Raw genomic sequence first — 19,474 nt, 5'->3', positions numbered from 1 at the left:
ATAAAAGAAGGATGGCAGAAATCTGCCATCCCACAATAAAACGTGAAGAGCCAGGAAAATGCTATCCCCTTTTGGGGCTAGTGCATGAAGGACGGTAGTCCAACTAGGTCAAAATCTCGAACGTAAAGCAATCTCTAGCTGTAGAAAACTCTGTACCGGATTTTTGGTCGACGTTCTCAACGAGTGTAGTACAGGTATCTTGGTTTTGAACCCCATCCTGGCATTGCCTTCGGCAATGCCTTCCTTCCCCTTTACCTGTTCGCATAGCGAACAGGTAAAGAGAAGGCAAATCGCGGCCAAGGGCCGCGAAAAACCGAGTAAACTTCCTCCGTCAGCCTTTGGCTGACACCTCCTTAGTGGTTCGCCGTGTTCCAATCAGCAGCGTCCTTACAATTAGAAACTTTCTCCGTCAGCCCCCTTTCCACCACCCTACGGGCGGTTCCCCTTCCCCGAGTGGTTCGCATTGTACCAATCATCTTCGCTCTTCGAGCTCGATTCTTGGAATGCTATCACAGAGGTCGCATTAGCCGGTCCTCCATTGCTGCCTTGATGTGGACGACCGGATGCGACTCCCAAACGTGGAAGGTAGTGGCTGCCACCTCCTTAGTGGTTCGCCGTGTTCCAATCAGCAGCGTCCTTACGGACTTGCTTCTTGGACGGCTATCACATGGGGCACGTGTACCAAACAGCTTCTAGAATACCTGTGACGCTGTTTGGACGTGACCGCAACGCTTGAAGGGGGCTTTAAAGGAAAATGCGACACCTTCTCAGTAGTTCGCTGCTAGCTGTTCATCTTCGTCTTGCAGACTAGATTCACAGGCAGCTATCACATGGCTCGCATACACCAAACAGCTTTTGGAATACCCGTATCGCTGTTTGGACACGACCGCAACGTTTGCAGAAGGCATACTAACCCCCCACTGGTCATTTATTAATCAATAGTATAGCGGTTATTACTACATTAGCTTTCAAATCTCCACTACTATCGACCAGCACGTCCGCATCCATGTTTTTGTGGCGCTTGCGCCACATTGCCTTCCACTTACCAGTGCGTTGCTCGGCACGCACTGGAGAAGGGGAAGGTCGGTCCTGCCCTGGTTCTAAAGCAGGACCTGGTTGGGGTTCCTGTTCTGCCATATATTCCATCTTGATTCCTCAACAACTTGAAGCAATTTTTGTTTTCATCCCCCCATCCCCGCTGACCGCACGTCCATTTAAAGGCTCCAACCTTTGGGAGACGCATCCGGTCCGCCATAACATGGGTCCAAAGGCGGGCCGGCTAATGCGTCCCCTGTGATAGCGGCCTGCAAAGCAAGTCCGTAGGACGTAGCTGCGCAGCTAGCCGCGAACCACTAGGGGGGAGCTGGCAGCCACGCTAGTGGCTGACTGAGCGGGGATTCCCGGCACCACATCACTTCAGGTCCATTGGCCGCAACAACCCGCCAGCCCCCTGTGAAAAAGCGTCAGTTATTCTTTCGAACAACTGACGCTTTCGTGGGGTTTGTTTTCTTACTTGACTTAGCTTTTTCTCTATTTTTTAATCTGGCTGCCGTACACGTCCCGGAATACGTGCTGGGCTTTGTCGTCTTGGTCGTTGACCCGGAGGCGTTCGATTTTATGCCGGTCGTTGTCTTTGCCGGAAACCCGGTCTACCCGGAAGTGGTCGGCTTCTGCGACTTTTTGGATTTCGGGGCCAAATTCACCCAAAGAGCGGCCCATATTGCCATCTACAGGGGCGCCGTTTTGCAGGGCTCTATAGATGATGGCTGCGTATTCATAACGAGTCATCGTACGGTTACCTTTAAATTCGCCGTCCGGATAGCCTTTCAGGTAGCCTCTGTCGGCCAAGGTCTTCACGTAGGTATAAGCCCAATGGTCTTTAGGTACATCGGGGAAGTCAACGTTCTGGGCTGCGGGGCTTGCTGGGGTTTGTCCGGCCATGAGCTGCTGGATTATGGCGCTTTGCTTGGCTACCAGCTGCTTCAGCTCCAGTACGTCTTTGGCCAGGGCTATCCGGGAACGGGTGACGTGGTTGTGCTGGCCCAGTTTAAAGGTGACGCCGGCGTTCACCAGGTTTTCTCCTCCAGCGAAGGAACCGCCTACGGAGAACATCACGTCTTCGGTGGGGCGATAGAAGGCGCCTACGGCCACTGCATTGGCTCCTTTGTAATTGCCATAGCCGGCTGCAAAGTCCCATTTGTCATCGGGGTCAAAGTCCTGGGGATGGAGTGCGGCCAGAGCTGCTGCGCCAGCTCCTACCCGTTCTACCTGGTCGCCCAGTTTGTTGATGCGGCTGCCCAGCTGTGCTGCGGAATTGTCTATTTTTTGTTCTAAATTCCGCGTTACATTATAGACCTGGCCGCCGTTTACCACATCTTTGGACCCTTCGGAAATGTCTCCGTTCTTCACATTGGTGATTTTGGCGTTGTTCACGTTCACTTCGTTATCGCCCAGGGTAATGGTGGTATTGCCTCCATTGCTGATGGAGGTGATACCTGTCAGGTCTTTGGCCAGCCGCACCTTTAGGTTGTCTTTGCCGTCAGAGACCACGCCGATATTATCTGCGGCGGTGAGTTTTCCCTGGTCCGTAATACCGCCGATAACGTTCACCTGGTTGTTCAGCTTCTTGGCGATGACATCTCCGGTATCGCCGCCGTACTTCATGCCGTCGTCCAGGGTGGCTACCTGATGTTCTCCAGTTTTGTCTTCGTAAACGATGCGGGTAATACCGTCCTTGCCGTCTACTCCGGCAGCGCCGCTTGTGCCGTCCTGGCCGTTATAGCCGTTCTTCACGGAAATATCCACGGCATTGGTGCCATCCTTGCCGTTGGTCCCGGCAGGTCCGGTGAGACCGATATGGCCGACCCCATCTTTGCCGTTAATGGCCACTGCGTCCTTGCCGTCTGCGCCTTTGATGGAAATGCCATCGTTGCCGTTAATGCCCACTTCGCCTTTGTCGCCCTTGACGGAGATGCCGTCCTTGCCGTCGATGCCTACGCCGGAAACGCCGTCCTTGCCGTTAATGCCCATATGGCCGTCCGTACCGTCCTTGCCGTCTTTGCCCGGCCCACCAATATTGAGATTTTCGGAAAGGTCCACAGTATATTCCTTGCCGCCGGCAGCATTGGTGCCTTCGGTGACGGTCAGGTTCTTGTTAGCCCCGGCCTTTACGGTGGTGTGCTTACCGGCTTCGGCGGTGACGTTGGTAATCTGGGTGTTAATGGTCTTGATGGCGTCTGCGTTTTTGCCCACTTCGTTGGCCAGGCTGTAGAGCTGGCTGCCGTTGACGGCATCGGTGCTGTCGGCGCTGATCTTTCCGGCTGCCACGTTGATGATCTGCCGTTCACTGTCTTTAGCTCCTACGCTGACCACGCCAGTTGGGCTAGTGCCTGCAAAGTTCCCATATTCCCGGGTGGTTCCGTCGGAAAGGGTGATGGTCCCCTTGGTCTCACTGGTGGCCGCCCGGTCGGCGGAACCAGCTCCAAGGACCACGCTGTTCGCCTGGGTGGTGGTCACGCGGCTGCCCAGGACGAAGGTATTATTTTGGGCTACGTTATTGCTCACGCCTACTGCGGCGGAGCTGAGGCCGGACACCTTGTTGCCATTGCCCACAGCCGTAGAGGAAAGGGCCGAGGCTTCGTTGCCTACCCCCAAAGCGGAGGACCACTGGCCAGTGGCTTTGTTGGAATACCCAGCAGCTGCGGCCCGGTCGCCGGCTTCCGAATAGAGGCCAGCTGCCAAGCTGTAATTCCCGGCCTTGGAATTATCACCGATAGCAACGCCGCCGGCGGAATTGGCTCCGGTGCCGATGGCAATGTTGCCAAAAAGGTAGTTGCCGTCCGGGGAGCCTGCGGTGGCACCGTCGCCGATGGCCACGCCGTGCTTGCCGATAGCCTGGCTGCCGTTGCCGATGGCCACGGTGTTGTCTGCGGTGGTCTTAGTGCCATAGCCAATGGCTACCGATTCGAAGCCTTTTGCCGAAGCATTTACGCCGGCTGCCAGTGCGTTTCGGCCTTTGGCGCCATCGTTGTTGTAGTTGGAACCGTCGCCCTGCTCGTCGCTCTTTACGCTATAGTAGTGGGCGGCAGAACCAGCAGCGGAACTTACGGCTTTTTTCAGCTGGGCTACGTTTACCGCATCGGTATCGGCGGAGCCGGCTGCCACGCTGGTAATCTGACGGGTAAGGCCGTTATCCGCATCGCCCACAGAAACGGCCGCTGCGGTGGCTTTCCAGGTGGAACTGGTATCGGTGGAGGCTGCGTTGGTGGACAGGTCGTAGCCCGCTGCGCCTTTGTCTACCGCCGCCTTGGACTGGTAGCCCAGGGCTACGCCGCCCTCCTGGCTGACCAGGGCATCATAACCCAGGGACGTGGTATTGGCCACAGAACGGGTTTCAGCCTTGGACAAACCACCGATGGCAATGGTGTTTTCTGCCGTAACTGTATGCTTGTCCCCCATGACAATATTATTGGAAGCATTTGTTATGGTATTCTGGAACCCGGCAATATAGTTCAGCTTGGCAGGGGTGCTGGAGGAACCGGTAATGGTGTTGCTGACCCCGGAAATCTGGGTCAGCAGGGTATAATCCGCCGTGTTGCCGCCGCCAATGGCCAGGGTAGAACCGCCGCCGTTGGCATCTTTCAGCATGCCTTTCAACTTATCCCGCAGTGCATTGGGCGATGCATTGTCAAAATTAAGGTCCAAAGCCGATACATCAGTAACAGAATTGGTAATTTCATTGCCGGCACCAAAGACCAAAGCTCCGTTGGAATTGTATACCCTGTTGGCCACACCAACAATACTGCTGGCGATGCCGGAGTAAGCGGAGGATGCTGTTTTCGATTCGATGCTGTTTAAAGAACCTGTAATAGTCGCGCCAAAATTCTTTACAGCATTAGTAGTTCCACCACTATAATCAGAAGATGCAATGGAGTACGAGCCTGTTACGGAAGAAAATAATCCATTTGTATAACTATTGGCACCTACCGTTGTAGAAAACAACGACATATTATCAGCCTTTGCATTTGCACTATCGACCTCTGTGTCGCCTAATGCTCCCTTATAATTATGAGTACCAAGCATGACGCTGCCGGAACGGGCATAGGTATTCTGACCAATAGCTACACCAGTTACCATTTTTGATGGATCTTTCGGGAATCCATACGATATGCCAAAGATGCTATCATATTGGGCCTGATTAAAATCAAAAGATCGCTCTAAGCCTCCAACCATATTTTCCACAAAAGCATTGGCACCAATTGCGATACCACCGCCTTGGTCAATATAGTTATTGGTATGTGCACCACCACCGATAACAATATCGCCTGTAGATGGCTGCCCAACGCCGCCAGAGTAGGAAATGGTGGCATTTTTCCCGATAGCCACATTTTCCGCTTTGGGTGCCGAACTGCCCGTCCCATAGGCCACACCTGCTCCGCCGCCAACAGTGGTGTCAGCTGCTCCTGCGACACCGGCACTGCTGAGCAATAGGAACGTACAAAGAGCTGCCATGCTTTTTCCCCCAGCTCTGGCGTTCCCAGATTTTTTCGTGTGGCTTCTTGCCAGTTCGGAGACAACGATGTAACAATGTTTTACTCGACTCCAAATGACTCGATATGCCTTGTTCATAAACCTCGCCCCTTTTCTCGTATTCCATTTTGAGCACAATTAAGAACTGTTCTCTGTATCAAATTATCTTCCATTAGAGGACAATTGTCAATGACTTTTCAGTTTTCTTTTAATTGTTTTTATATTTTATAAGCATTATGTTATTAAACAAAGAATATGATGTAATGAATTTTTCACGAATACGAAATAACTATATAATATGTACAGCGTTTTGTAATATAATTCATTATTTATGTAATAGTACTCAAATTTATGGTACGAAATAAGGATTGTTGTACGTGTGTGAAGTACGTATTTTGGTTATGTAGGTGCGGCCTGGGAACCCTTTGCGTTGGCACGGGGCATCCCCCACTGCCGGCTTTCTGGACACTCCAAACGTTTTAGCGTTTGCTTTTGGGATTGCTTCGTGGGTATAATGGTTGTGACAAAAAGCACTCCACCTGAAGGAGGCATTTTTATGAAAAACGAACAGAAGAAAATCAAGTTTTTGGCCGTATTTTGTCGGTGCAGCCCCGTTCCAAGGTCTGGCGCTATCGGCTGGATAACCGCACCCATGGCATGATTGGTTATAATCTGTTTTTGACGGGAAAGGCGGACGGTGAGGCCAGGGATTTTTCCATTGCCATTTCGGAACGGCAGCAGAACAGACTGCGCTTTCATATTGGTGATGAAATATCTGGAACGGCCTGGACGAAGCAGTATCCCAAGTGGGAATATGCCGACTACTATCGGGCCGGGGCTCTGAAAAAGACGGCGGAAGCTGCTTTTGTAGATGAAGCAAAGGATTCGCCCTGGGTGGGAGAGGTCCCTGCTTTGGAAGTCTATGCCTGGCGCGGCTGCCGCCTGCTGGACAAAAGACGGTGGGGCAGCAAATGCGTCACCTGCAAATGGGCTTGTATGGCCAATGTTGCCATTGAATACGATTGGGGCGTTTCCCAAAAATTCCGGTTCGAGAGCTTTTGCTATGGGCCAAAGAACTGCAAGCTGTATAAAATGGGACCTCCCAGACCGGTGCCCTATATAGGGGACGCCCCTTCTTAGGATTGTGGGGATTTGAACGAGATTTTAACGGAACGGCGCGGCGAGGACGACTGAGGTAAAGGAGGAGCGCTTATGGAGCCTGTGTATTATGAAGTAACCAAAAAAGACTGGAAGCTTTACCAGGAAAGACTTCCGAAATGGCAGGAAGCCTATATGGGAAAATTGGTTCAGGAATACGCGCAGTACCTGCAAGGAAAGGATCCAGCATCAACAAAATTTTGGACCCTTTGGAAAAAAATGCGTGAAGACAAAAAACATCCTGGGGTCAGATGTGAAGTCAGCAAGGGTACCATGATTGATTTTCTGATGCGGTTTCTCTATGACGGTGTTATTACGGACGCAGATTTGGACGGTTTCAGCGAGGAATTGAGAAAATATCTTGTATTCTTTAGAAAATCTATTGAAAGGATGGCTAGAGACCTGCAAGCAGAGGGCCTGGAGCGGCCTTAGGGCCACCCATCCGAGGCGCTGGGCGCCCCACCTTCCCAGCCTGGGACTGCTGTTGGGCTGGGAAGGCAGCGGCCAAGGGCCGCAAATATTGGAATGAAAGGAAAAATATATCGTTTTTGATATTTATGTGCTTTGAAAACTCTCTTCGTCGCCTCCCGGCGCCACCTCCCTCACACTTGATGGATGTCAACTATAAGGCACTACCACGTTTCTAAAATTACTTATTTTTGAGCACAATGTGGAAGGAGCTAAGCAGCACAAAATATATTATTATTGCGGATTTGTTCAAGTAACTGACCTCGCACGCATGCGGGCGCAGGTGGCACCGGCCCTTCCCGTCGCACGTTGTGCGACACCCTCCCCGTGAACGTTGAGGGTTATACAGAGAGTGCTCCTACTGCGGCCAAGGGCCGCGAATAATTGATTAAAAGATGATACCTGGATTAAACTTCTATCGTCGCCTATGGCGACACTTCCTGAGCGGTTCGCCGTATTCCAAGCAGCTGCGTCCTGACGGACTTGCTCCTTGGACGGCTATCGCATGGGCCTTATTAACCAAACATCCTCTGGGATATTTTTGGGGATGTTTGGATGCGGCCGCAACGCTCGCAGGAAGCTTCTAAAACCACTACTGGTCAATTGTTAGTCGTTAATATAGCATTACCACTACATAAGCTATCAAATCACCACTCGTAACGGCCAGCACTACCCCATGCCCTCCCCGCCTATGAGGAAGGGGAGGGACGGGCCACTCCAATAATTCATAGGCCCCTGGGTGGGGAAGGCTCCTTCTGCGGCGCTAGCGCCGCCATCTATTCTGAAAAACACCTCTACGCTTTTGTAGAAAGCGTAGCACGTTCTCCTTTTTTCTTCAGCAATACCTGTCAGCCCCCCACTCATCCCACGATTTCACACAAAAAAGCATTCCCCCAAAAGTTCTATACTTTTGGGGGAATGCTTTTTATTTAGTTCACATCTACATTCTCCGTGTGATCGTTGCCGTATAGGTGAACCCTTGTTTCTTCCCTATCCAGCCTCTGACTCTCAGGTCCACGCCCCAGGGGTTCTCTTTGTTGTCTTTGCTCTGCCAGCCCAGTTCCAGGAATTCGCTGGAGCCTTTTAGGCTGGCGGCGGGGGTGGTGTAATCGCCGTGGTAGGCTTTGGCTTCGCCTTTGAATTCGTAGTCCCAGCCCAGGCCGGCGTAGACGCTAGAGGTTTCTTTGTCCAGGTGCTTGGTCCACCGGAAGCCCAGCCGGGTACGGAGGGAATCCACGCTGTCCAGCTGATACTGGGTGGTGCCGGCGTTGGTGCGGATTTGGACGGTATCGCTGCCCAGGTGGGCGTAGAAGACTTTGCCGTACCAATCGTAGTCGTTGGTATCGTCAGTATAGACTTTGCCCAGGCCCAGGTGGGCGGCGAAGTAGTTGCTGCTGGTATTGTAGCCAAACCTGCGGCTGCCGATGATGCCGTGCATATCTCCGCTGAAACGGCCTGCCCGGACCATGCCTTCGTAGTGGAAGCCGTTATTCTGGTCCCTGCGCAGCAGAATGCCTGCCCCTGCGTAGTGTTGCCCACCGTCCGCTCTGGCCGTGGGATAATGGATGGTAAAGTTGCCGTTGCCGTATTCCAGGAAGGGCATGCTGGTGTCGATATAATCATCTTCGTAGGAGCGTTTTACAAAGCCCAGTTCGCCGTTAAAGCCGTTGGTATCCACCGGGTTCTGCTTCCGGTTGTAGCGCAGGTTGTGTCCGCTCAGGACCACATAGGGGGTAAACTTGGCTTTGATGGAATGGTCTTCCAGCCAGCCTGCTTCGTGGGCAGCCAGGGCGCTTTCAAAACCATCGTTGACAGCCAGGTCGGAGCCTTCGTTCACCAGGCTGGTTCCGGTATCCCGTTCATCGGGGATGACTTTGGTGCCGGGGTCCAGGGTGGGCTTGCTGTCGCCAGGAATATACAGGACGATGGTGTTGGGGTCCTGCTTTTTGATGAGCACAGTGCGCTCCAGGAAACTGGCGTCGGTAACCTTATCCAACCCTTCCATAACGCTATAGCTGGTCCCGTCGGTGGTAATGCCGTTGGGGTTGTACACCAGGTTGATGACCTCTCCCGGGTTCAATTGGGTGGTATCGTAGACGCCTGCATTCACTGCGGCTGCGCTGACGTTGGCGCTCTTGGTTACGGTCAGCATGGTCTCCCCTGCTTTGGTGCCTTGGGGGACGTAGAAGTTCAGGGTCTGGAAATAGTCCAGGTTCTCAACGGTGTTGCCCTTGGTATAAAGGTTCAGGGTGTTGCCGGAGCTGGTGCCTTCACTGCCTGGACGGCCGCCGTAGAGGCTGGAGGTGCCTCCCAGGCTGCCGCCTTTGATGGTAACGGTGTTATCCAGAGCATTGCCGTAGGCAGCATAGCCGCCATAGATGGCACCGGTGGTATAGCCGCTGCTAAAGGTTACACTGTTACCCACTGCATCCCCTGCGCTATTCACGGCACCGCCGTAGATATTGCCGGCAATGGCCCCTCCGTTTACCAGGACCTGGTTGCCCTCCGCTGTACCGGCACTGGCTTGTTGTATGTATTCCACCCGCGCCTGGACCTGTGCAATCTGCTCCGCTTTTTTCTCCTCAGGAAGATCGCTGCTTCTTATTTCTTCTATATACGCATCTGCACTGTCCAGCATTTCCTGCGTTTCCGGGTCCAGCTGCTGCAGGCCGCCGTAAACCTTGCCGTCTACCTGGCCATTATTTTGCAGTAGGACCGTATTGTTCGCGGCAGAGCCCATATACACAGCACCGCCTGCGGCATTGCCTTTGACTTCGCTGTGGTCCTTGAGGGCCAGGGTATTGCCAGTAGCTGCGGTGGTTTGTGAAAACCCTGCCAGGGCATTGCCGGGCACTACACTATTGCCGGAGAGCAGCAGGGTATTTCCCTCGGCGCCGTTACGGGCATAACCGGCGTAGGCATCGGCTCCCAAGGAGCCTCCGCTGAAGGTTACCTGGTTCTGATTGGCCGTACCATTCTTGGCATAGCCGGCGTATAGGGTACCCGTTACGCTGCCCCCGCTAAGGGTCAGGGTATTTTCACTGGCCTCCAGGCCTTCTGCATAAGCACTGTAAGCACTGCCGCCAACTGTACCGCCGCTGATTTCCACGTTATTTTTAAAGGCTTGGGTTTTTGTGCTGCTGCCATACACATCACCGCCTACAGAGCCGCCGCTCATGAGAACCTGGTTGCGTTCTGCAGAGCTGGAGACTTCATTGCCTTGCTGAAGGGCGCCATAGGCCTTGCCCCTAATCTCCGCTGCTTCCTGAATATACAGGATATTTCCTGCCGCCTTGCTCCCATTGCTCAGGCCGGCGTAGACATTGCCGCTGCCGCTGCCGCCCACAACGCCCGTACCCTTCACCGTCACCTGGTTGTCCACTACATCGCCTTGGGCTGAAAAGCCTCCAACGATTTCTTGGGACACCGTACCGGCGCTGAGGTTCACTTTATTGCCTTGGGCCAAACCGAAAAAGGTATTACCGCCCCAGGCCAGGGTGACCCCTGAGCCACCGCTGATATTCACTTCGTTATTGAGAACATCGGCCCTTCCAGAGGAAGAGAATCCTGTAGCCGTATCCGTATAGGCGCCATACAGTTCGCCGTTTACTGTGCCTCCAGTCATGTTGATTTTGTTGCCGGAAATCAGTTCGCCGTCCCGGGAATAGCTGGCGATGACGGTTCCCTTTACAGAGGCACTAGCCTGGATATTTACGGTATTTCCCGAAGCATTCCCGCCGACGGTATAGGCGCCGTACACCGGTTTATAGGTTCCTGTGATAACAGCACTGCCGCTAAGGGTCACTGTATTGTTGTTGGCGGCACCCACTCCTGAAGACCCTCCGCAGACGCGAATCGCTGAACCGCCGCTCATCAGGACCTGGTTGCCAGAAGCTTCTCCGACACTACCATTCACTTCATCACCAACGGAAGCCCCGCCATAAACCGCACCATATACATTTCCGCTTTCCAGCTTTACGGTATTGTTCATGGCTGAGCCGGCCCCTTCCTCTTCTGCCCCGCCGCCATACACAGTACCACCTAGACCGGAGCTGGTGCCTATATATCCGTTGGCATCCAGGGCAATGGTCACAGTATTGCCAATGGCACTGCCATAGGTGGACCAGCCCCCTGCTGCCTGACCCGTCACCTGAACAGGTCCAGAAAGGGTCAGCTGATTATTGACAGCATTTTCATTTGCTCCATATACACATAAACCGTACACGTTATCATAAGAGCCATCAGAATAGGCGACAGGCGGATTGGTCAGGTCCTGTGCCTGTACCGACTGAGCGCACACACCGCTGCCCAGCAATGCCGCCAAAATGGCTAATCGTAAGGCTTTATCCCGTTTCGACATGATTGCTCGCCTCCCACTTTGTTCAGATTATTCTGTATATTATTATGAAACTTCCCTTTGTTAATTCTATTGTAACAAAATCGGATTTAAATTCAATTATACGAAAGTATAATCTTTTTAAAGTGGGGAAAGCTAGGCTGAATGCGGGTTTAGGGACTTTCTTGTTGTTTTTGAACTGCTTTCTTATCAAAAAATACGGTGGCTTTTAGAGTACTTGGCAGGTTTGCCTTTCTGCACAGAAAAGCAGAAAGGCAGGCGGCACTTCAATGGGGGTGAAGTGCAGTCTGCCTTTCCAAAATGGAATGGGGAAAATCTATAGGTCAACTCCTGGGGAGAGGAGATTAACCCCGAAGGGAATAAGGTGAAAACGAAAGCGCACAGGTTTCTAGGGATAAGATAAAAACTTGGTATAACTTTTGCTGGTAATGCTGAGGCTAAAATTGGTGGATGGAGAAATTACTGGGATTCACTGGGCTTGTACGTCTTTCGAAACCTTTTATGTATATTGTATCAACTATGAAAAATATTGCAATTATACGAAAGTATATATTTTGTTCTAAACGTTGTGAAGACAACATATTTACAGCTATATTTACAGAAAATCCTGCAGTGACTTGCTTTCCGGGAACGGATAAAGAACTGCCGCTGGAGGGAAAGGGAAAATGCGACGCCGGTTTTTTGGCCGCAAAGGCGTTACCTCTGCCATAGTCACTATGAAATTAATCAGTAACTCATAAATAGGTTTATATATTTCGTTTCACAAGCAATACTGCTATTCTATAGGCAGCCGAAAGAAAGCCTAGCAAAAACAGAATTGGAGGATCTGACCATGAATGACAACGTTGTAAATCTATTGAAAGAAAACCTGTGGGATTTGGCTACTTGCAGCCAAAAAGGTGAACCCAATGTTGTTCCTGTTGCGTTCAAGACTGTGACGGAGGACGGCAAACTGGCTGTAGGAGATGTGTTCCTGGCTACCACCCTAAAGAATTTGCAGGAGAACCAGGGCCACATTGCGGTTTCCGTTTATGATGCCAAGACCCTGGAAGGATATCAGATCAAAGGAACCGCTGCCTATCTTACAGAAGGAGAACTGGTGGAAACCTTTAAAGAAGCGGTGGAGACCATGTTTAAGGGGGCGGCCACTGCCAAAGGTGCCCTGGTAATCACCCCGGAAGAAATCATCATTACCACCCCTAACGAGAATAACAAAAAGGTATTGAAATAAGGGCGCGGTGAATTGCGAAAGGAACGTCCTTGGGGTTTGTTTGAGCAGAACCCAGGGACGTTTCTGCTGCCTTCTGGACGAAGACTTTGTTTCAGTTACAGTATGGTGTGAAACGGGCCCAGAGGCCGAGCGGGTGGCCATATACCAAGCAACTGCGTCCTAGCATACTTGTTTCATGGGAAGCTATCGCAGGGGTCGTATTAGCCGGTCCTCCATTGATACATTGGTATGGACGATCGGATACGCCTCCCAAATGTTGAGGGTTATAAGACGGAGAGTGCCCCTTCGACGGCTAAAAGCCGCAAATAATTGATTAAAAGATGATACTTGGATTAAACTTCTATCGTCGCCCCTGGCGACACTTCCTTAGTGGTTCGCTGCTAGCCAGAGTGGTTCGCGGCTCGCTGCGCAGCTTCACCCTGTGGGTTTGCTTTGCAGGCCGCTATCACATGGCTCATATTAACCAATTCTCTGCGGCTTGCAGCATTGAAAATTGGATATGAGCGCATCATTTTCGCCTTTCAGGCTCAATTTCTGGGCAGCTATCACATGGGTCACGTATTCCAAACAGTTTCAAGAATACCTGGGCGCTGTTTGGACGCGACCGCAACCCTTGAAGGAAGCGTCCATAACCGTCTCCGGTCAATTGTTAATCGTTACGATAGCTTTACCACTACATTCACTATCAAAAACACCTACAGAACCGGTCAGCACTACCCCGTGCCCTCCCCGCCTTTAGGAAGGGGAGGGACGGGCCACACCAAGAATCCAAGGGTCCTGGGTGGGGAAGGCTCCTTTTGCGGCGCTGGCGCCGCCATATATATTACCAAAAACACCTCTACAGTTTCGTAGAAACTGTAGTACGTCGTCCGTTTTCTTCAGCACTATCTGTCAGCCCCCCACCCATTCCCCCGATTTCACACAAAAAAGCATTCCTACAGAAACTCTGTGCTTCTGTAGGAATGCTTTTTTAACCTTAGTTCACATTTACATTCTCCGGGTAATCGTTACACCATATGTGAAGCCTTGCTTTACCCCATGCCAGCCGGTAACTCTTACGTCGGCGCCCCAGGGGTTATTCTTATTGCTCTTGCTCTGCCAGCCCAGCTCCAGAAATTCGCTGGAGCCTTTCATGCTGGCTTCAGGGGTGGTATAGTCCTGATACCGGGCTTTGGCTTTGCCATTAAATTCGTAATCCCAGCCCACCCCGGCATAAAAACTGGTAACATCGGGATCCAGGTGTTTGGTCCAGCGGAAGCCCAGACGGGTCCAAAGAGAGGTTACCGGTTCCAGTTCGTAGTCGAAACTGCCCACATCGCTGTGAAGCTGCACGGTATCACTGCTCAGGTAGGAATAGAAGAGTTTGCCGTACAGGTTGTAGTCGTTGTCGTCCTGGTGATAGATGCGGCCGATGCCAGCATGGGCTGCAAAGTAATTGGCTCCGGAATCGTAGTTTGCGTGGTAAAGGCCGGCGTTTCCGCTATAGTCGCCGCTGAGATGTCCGCCTCGAACCAGGCCTTCGTAATGCACGCCGTTGCTTTGGTCTCGACGAACCAGAAGCCCTGCGCCAATATAGCGTTGGCTGCCGTCCCCTCTGCTGCCGTTCTTATAGCTGGTATAATTGCCGGTGCCGTATTCCATAAAGGGCATAATGGTGTCGGCGTGCCTTTCCTCAAAGATCCGTTTTACAAACCCCAGTTCACCGTTAAAGCCATTGGTATCCACCGTGGAACTGGTGTTGTAGCGCAGGTTATGGCCGCCCACCATCACGTAGGGAGTGAACTTGGCGTCCACATCGTGTTCCACACTCCAGGCGCCCCGTTCTGCAGGCGGAGCCGAAGCCAGGACAGAAGCAGGAGCATTAATATCCGCTTCTACCAGGGCAGGCACGGTTTGGGCAATGGGCGTGGTAATGGACGCCAACAGAGGAATCTGTCTTGCACCCAAATAACTTGCGTCTACGCTGGAAGTGAATACAGGCGTGAAACTATTGGCCACTTCACCCGCTCCTTGCGAATCCTGCCGCAGCTGGACAGCTTCGTGATCCTCTCGCCAGGCGGCCAGGGCTGCAGTAAGGCCATCGGTTACGGCAGTATCAGAGCCGTTGGAAACGGTCCCTACGCCATTAACCTGACTGACCAGCGGGGTTCTGCTGTCCGTATCCTGATCTGTCTTGCTCTCTGCCCAGGCAGGTGCTGCACCAAATCCCATCCCGAGGATACTGCTAAGCACCAAGGCAGTGAGGAGTTGTTTTTTCGTACTATGCAGTTTCTTGAAAGCCTTCTGTTTCCCCATAATATGCACCAACGTCCCCCTAGGACCTTGGCCTTTCCCCCCTTTCGTAAGGCTGCAGATAGATTCTCCCCAGAATCTTGGCAGGCATATTTACTAGCAGCAATTCCTGTTAGTATAATTTTTACTCTTTCCACTTTTATTATAAGATTGTTATTAAATAATGTCCAAGGGATTCTGTGTATTTAACCCAGAGCAAAATTGTTTGACAGGTATATTGTTACAAAGTGTACGTTTATAAATTTGATGAATTATTAAATTTATGGTAAATATATAGTGTTTTTTAACAACAAACAGCCTTTTCACTTGACAGCTGTTCGCAATTGGCGGACAAAAGTAGGATTAGCGGTGACAAGAACCACCTCAGGCGGTTGACATCTGCCAATAACCTACATATAATAACAGCTATGGCAAGTGTACCAATTCGGGGTACACTTCATTTTATTGGAAGAAAAGGGGTATTGTTTATGTCTAATGCGGAACAGAAAGACCAGGTCCGGGAGCAGGCCCGTGAAATCATTCACGGCAGCCGGGCCCACAAGAACAACCGTCAGTTGGCCCTATGGCTTGGGGCACTGGTGGCAGGAACTATTCTGGGCTGGCTGGGGATTCCGGCGCTGAATCAGCTTTTCAACTTTATTGCCACGGTATTCACACGTTTATTCCAATTTATTGCAGTTCCCACCATCGCCCTGGCGGTCATTACCACCCTGTCGGCTTTGGGCGGCAAAAAGGAAACGGGCCGCATCTTCGCCCATGCTGTCACCTACACTCTGCTGACCACCATCTGTGCCGCGGCTATCGGCCTGCTGCTCTATCTCTGGATTGCTCCCGGCAACCTGCCTTTGGAGCTGATCAATCAGGGTACGGCGGCTGTGCCGCAAAAGCTGGAAAAGGTATCGTACTACGAACATTTCCTGTCGGTTATTCCCAATAACATTCTCCAGCCTTTCCTGTCCGGCAACGTGCTTTCCGTCATGCTGATTGCTGCCGCTTCAGGCCTGGCGCTAGCCTTTATGCCCAAGACGGAAAACCGGGAAGTCCTCCTAAAAGGGATTCACGGTTTGGAAGAACTGCTTTTTACCCTGATCCGTGCCCTGCTGTGGGTATTGCCCGTAGGCATCCTGGCTTTCGCAGCCCAGCTGTCCTCCCAGATTGAAGCTGGGGTCATTGTAGGGGCCATCGGCAAATACACCCTGGTTATCCTGGCTGGCAACCTGATTCAGTTCTTCCTTGTGATTCCGCTGTTTTTGGCAGCCCGGGGGCTGAATCCGCTGCACGTGCTCCGCAAGATGGCTCCGGCCATTGCGGTGGCGCTTTTCACCAAGAGTTCCGCTGGCACCCTGCCGGTAACCCTGGCCTGTGCGGAAGAAAATATGCACGCCCACAAGCAGGTATCCCGCTTCGTGCTGCCCATCTGCACCACTATCAATATGAACGGCTGCGCTGCCTTTATTCTGGTTACCTCCCTGTTTCTGATGCAAAATGGAGGCATGGAACTGACTCTCAGCGGCATGATTGGCTGGCTCTTTGTGGCGGTACTGGCTGCGGTAGGCAACGCCGGCGTTCCTATGGGCTGCTACTTCCTGACCCTGTCCCTGATGTCCTCGGTGGGCGCGCCCATTGGCATCATGGGGATTATCCTGCCCATCTACACCATCATTGATATGGTGGAAACCGCTGAAAACGTATGGTCCGACTCCGCTGTCTGCGCCATGACCAACCACGACCTGGCCGACGAACTGGATGACGATGATGACAACAATGAACCGGCGCTGGAAGTGTAAGAAAGAAATTTAGAAAATTAAATCTAAAAGAACCGTACGAGAGCTGATCGTACGGTTCTTTTTTATATTCACCTTGGTTCATGCAGTTAAGTAGTAATAAAGCATCGGGCCGCAGACTCTTGGCCCTAAGGAGTCGAGAAAGGGTGCATTCCCCCTCCCCTGCCGACCGGTCTGTCCTGCAAAGCAAGGTTACAGCTGCCCTTGCACCCGGCAGTGCCACCCCAACATTAACGACAAAAAAAGCAGTCCCCCAAAACCGTTCTGGTTTCAGGGGACTGCCTTTTATTCTATTTCCAACCTTCAAAAGAAGGCGGTTTCTTACATGGCCTTGTGGGCTCTCCGGGCGATAACGTCCAGCTGTTGTTCTTTGGTCAGGTCGATGAATTTCACGGCGTAACCGGATACGCGGATGGTGAAGTTGGCGTATTCAGGTTTTTCCGGATGTTCCATGCAGTCGATGAGTTTTTCCACGCCGAACACGTTTACGTTCAGGTGGTGAGCGCCTTGGTCAAAGTAACCGTCCATAACCCGTACCAGGGATTCCTTTTGTTCGGGTTCGCTGTGGCCCAGGGTTTCAGGGCTGATGGTCTGGGTGTTGGAGATACCATCCAGAGCGTATTCGTACGGCAGTTTGGCTACGGAGTTCAGGGAAGCCAAGAGGCCGTTTTGTTCTGCGCCGTAGGCGGGGTTAGCGCCAGGTGCAAACGGAGCGTAGGCTTTTCTGCCGTCAGGCATAGCGCCGGTAGCCTTGCCATATACTACGTTGGAGGTAATGGTCAGGATGGAGGTGGTGGGTTCGGAGTTGCGGTAGGTATGGTACTTGCGGATCTTGTTCATGAAGGTCTTCAGCAGCCATACTGCAATTTCGTCAGCCCGGGGATCGTCGTTGCCGAAGCGCGGGAAGTCCCCTTCAATCTTATAGTCCACAACCAGGCCGGATTCGTCACGCACGGTGGAAACCTTGGCGTATTTAATGGCGCACAGGGAGTCAACTACATGGGAGAAGCCTGCAATACCGGTAGCGAAGGTTCTTCTTACATCGGTATCGATCAGGGCCATTTGGGCAGCTTCGTAGTAGTATTTGTCGTGCATGTATTGGATCAGGTTCAGGATGTTGACATACAGGCCAGCCAGCCAGTCCATCATCAGATCGTATTTATGCATAACTTCATCGTAGTCCAGCACTTCAGAGGTGATGGGAGCATATTCCGGACCTACCTGCATATGTTTGCCGTCTTTGGTCAGGAATTTTTCGTCCTTACCGCCATTGATGGCATACAGCAGGCATTTGCCCAGGTTGGCTCTGGCGCCGAAGAACTGCATTTCCTTACCGGTCTGGGTAGCGGATACGCAGCAGCAGATGCTGTAGTCGTCGCCCCAAACGGGTTTCATCACGTCATCATTTTCGTATTGGATGGAGGAAGTGGTGACGGAGATATGGGCAGCGTATTTCTTGAAGTTGCTGGGCAGCTGGGAGGAATACAGCACGGTCAGGTTGGGTTCAGGAGAAGGACCCATGTCTTCCAGGGTATGCAGGAAGCGGTAGTCGTTCTTGGTAACCATGTGACGGCCGTCCATACCAATGCCGGCTACTTCCAGGGTAGCCCATACAGGGTCGCCGGAGAACAGCTGGTTGTAGGAAGGAATACGGGCGAATTTCACCATGCGGAATTTCAGGGTCAGATGGTCGATCAGTTCCTGGGCTTCCTGTTCGGTGAGGGTGCCTTCCTTCAGGTCACGGGTGATGTAGATATCCAGGAAGGTGGAGATACGGCCTACGCTCATGGCAGCGCCGTTCTGGGTTTTGATGGCAGCCAGGTAGCCGAAGTACAGCCATTGTACAGCTTCTTTGGCGTTGGTGGCCGGTTTGGAAATGTCGAAGCCATAAACTGCAGCCATTTCTTTCATTTGGCCCAGGGCACGGATCTGTTCAGCCAGTTCTTCCCGTTGACGGATAATGTCGTCGGTCATCATGCCGCAGCCGCAGATAGCCAGGTCAGCTTTTTTCTTCTCAATCAGGAAATCGATACCGTACAGGGCTACTCTTCTGTAGTCGCCAACGATACGGCCGCGGCCGTAGGTGTCGGGCAGGCCGGTAACGATGTGGCTGTGACGGGCACGCTTCATTTCCGGGGTGTAGGCATCAAATACTGCCTGGTTATGGGTTTTGTGGTATTCGTTGAAGATTTTGTGGAACTTGGGGTTTACGTGATAGCCGTAGGTTTCTGCAGCTTCTTCCGCCATTTTGATACCGCCGTAAGGCATGAAGGCACGTTTCAGGGGTTTGTCGGTTTGCAGGCCAACCACTTGTTCCAGATCCTTCAGGGATTCGTCAATATAGCCAGGGCCGTAAGCAGTCAGGCTGGAAACCACTTCAGTTTCGCAGTCCAGAACGCCGCCTTTTGCCCGTTCTTCTTTTTGCAGTTCCTGTACTTTGCCCCACAGTTTATCGGTGGCTTCGGTAGGACCAGCCAAGAAGCTTTCATCCCCGTCGTAGGGGGTGTAGTTCTTTTGGATGAACTCTCTAACGTCTACATCGTCGGTCCATTTTTCGCCTTTGAAGCCTCTCCATGCCATGCTTTGGGTAATGCTGTTCATGAAAATCCTCCTTAAAATGTTTTTGTTTGTCTTCCGTTCTCGATGGGTTTATTC

The 19,474-nt window shown here is 52.0% G+C and carries 9 protein-coding genes; 4 read left to right on the top strand and 5 right to left on the bottom strand.

The window, feature by feature from the left end:
- Positions 1-924: 924 nt before the first annotated feature.
- Entirely contained in the window at positions 925-1,146 is a 222-nt protein-coding gene (locus DW089_RS11350) for a hypothetical protein (protein ID WP_105325458.1), read from the bottom strand.
- 384 nt (positions 1,147-1,530) lie between these two features.
- Positions 1,531-5,628 (bottom strand): ESPR-type extended signal peptide-containing protein, encoded by a 4,098-nt coding sequence (locus DW089_RS11500; protein ID WP_199614770.1) that lies wholly within the window; start codon positions 5,626-5,628, stop codon positions 1,531-1,533.
- A gap of 504 nt (positions 5,629-6,132) precedes the next feature.
- On the opposite strand from DW089_RS11500, the gene DW089_RS08790 reads away from it, so the two are divergent.
- Together DW089_RS08790 and DW089_RS08785 are read left to right on the top strand one after the other, a co-directional pair.
- Positions 6,133-6,669 (top strand): hypothetical protein, encoded by a 537-nt coding sequence (locus DW089_RS08790; RefSeq protein WP_276802734.1) that lies wholly within the window; start codon positions 6,133-6,135, stop codon positions 6,667-6,669.
- A 72-nt stretch (positions 6,670-6,741) separates the two neighbouring features.
- Positions 6,742-7,119: a hypothetical protein gene (locus tag DW089_RS08785; RefSeq protein ID WP_199614758.1), complete on the top strand. Its 378-nt coding sequence runs from the start codon at positions 6,742-6,744 to the stop codon at positions 7,117-7,119.
- A gap of 976 nt (positions 7,120-8,095) precedes the next feature.
- Here DW089_RS08785 and DW089_RS08775 read toward each other — a convergent pair.
- On the bottom strand, positions 8,096-11,515 hold the full coding sequence (locus DW089_RS08775; protein ID WP_105325453.1) for an autotransporter outer membrane beta-barrel domain-containing protein: 3,420 nt from the start codon (positions 11,513-11,515) through the stop codon (positions 8,096-8,098).
- 829 nt (positions 11,516-12,344) lie between these two features.
- Here DW089_RS08775 and DW089_RS08770 point away from each other — a divergent pair.
- Positions 12,345-12,743, top strand: a complete 399-nt coding sequence (locus DW089_RS08770) for a pyridoxamine 5'-phosphate oxidase family protein (RefSeq protein WP_105325452.1) — start codon at positions 12,345-12,347, stop codon at positions 12,741-12,743.
- Between the two features lie 987 nt (positions 12,744-13,730).
- On the opposite strand, the gene DW089_RS08765 is transcribed toward DW089_RS08770, so the two are convergent.
- Positions 13,731-14,954, bottom strand: a complete 1,224-nt coding sequence (locus tag DW089_RS08765) for an autotransporter outer membrane beta-barrel domain-containing protein (RefSeq protein ID WP_146109024.1) — start codon at positions 14,952-14,954, stop codon at positions 13,731-13,733.
- Between the two features lie 548 nt (positions 14,955-15,502).
- Between DW089_RS08765 and DW089_RS08760 the strand changes: the two genes are divergently transcribed.
- Complete coding sequence (locus DW089_RS08760) at positions 15,503-16,822, top strand: dicarboxylate/amino acid:cation symporter (RefSeq protein ID WP_118287112.1); 1,320 nt, start codon at positions 15,503-15,505, stop codon at positions 16,820-16,822.
- Positions 16,823-17,140: 318 nt separating this feature from the next.
- Here the strand turns inward: DW089_RS08760 and pflB are convergent, their stop codons facing one another.
- Positions 17,141-19,420, bottom strand: a complete 2,280-nt coding sequence (gene pflB, locus DW089_RS08755; RefSeq protein ID WP_231086415.1) for a formate C-acetyltransferase — start codon at positions 19,418-19,420, stop codon at positions 17,141-17,143.
- Positions 19,421-19,474: the final 54 nt, after the last annotated feature.

Source organism: Acidaminococcus sp. AM05-11 (assembly GCF_003472805.1).
In the GTDB taxonomy this organism is placed as follows: Bacteria; Bacillota; Negativicutes; order Acidaminococcales; family Acidaminococcaceae; genus Acidaminococcus; species Acidaminococcus hominis.
This window is presented reverse-complemented; position numbering and strand designations above follow the sequence as displayed.

What these genes read in the sequence shown, in the direction of transcription:
- DW089_RS08770 (WP_105325452.1), top strand. Translation starts at nt 12,345, where the DNA reads ATGAATGACAACGTTGTAAATCTATTGAAAGAAAACCTGTGGGATTTG.
- DW089_RS08765 (WP_146109024.1), bottom strand. Translation starts at nt 14,954, where the DNA reads ATGGGATTTGGTGCAGCACCTGCCTGGGCAGAGAGCAAGACAGATCAG.
- pflB (WP_231086415.1), bottom strand. Translation starts at nt 19,420, where the DNA reads ATGAACAGCATTACCCAAAGCATGGCATGGAGAGGCTTCAAAGGCGAA.
- DW089_RS08775 (WP_105325453.1), bottom strand. Translation starts at nt 11,515, where the DNA reads ATGTCGAAACGGGATAAAGCCTTACGATTAGCCATTTTGGCGGCATTG.
- DW089_RS11350 (WP_105325458.1), bottom strand. Translation starts at nt 1,146, where the DNA reads ATGGAATATATGGCAGAACAGGAACCCCAACCAGGTCCTGCTTTAGAA.
- DW089_RS08760 (WP_118287112.1), top strand. Translation starts at nt 15,503, where the DNA reads ATGTCTAATGCGGAACAGAAAGACCAGGTCCGGGAGCAGGCCCGTGAA.
- DW089_RS08785 (WP_199614758.1), top strand. Translation starts at nt 6,742, where the DNA reads ATGGAGCCTGTGTATTATGAAGTAACCAAAAAAGACTGGAAGCTTTAC.
- DW089_RS11500 (WP_199614770.1), bottom strand. Translation starts at nt 5,628, where the DNA reads ATGAACAAGGCATATCGAGTCATTTGGAGTCGAGTAAAACATTGTTAC.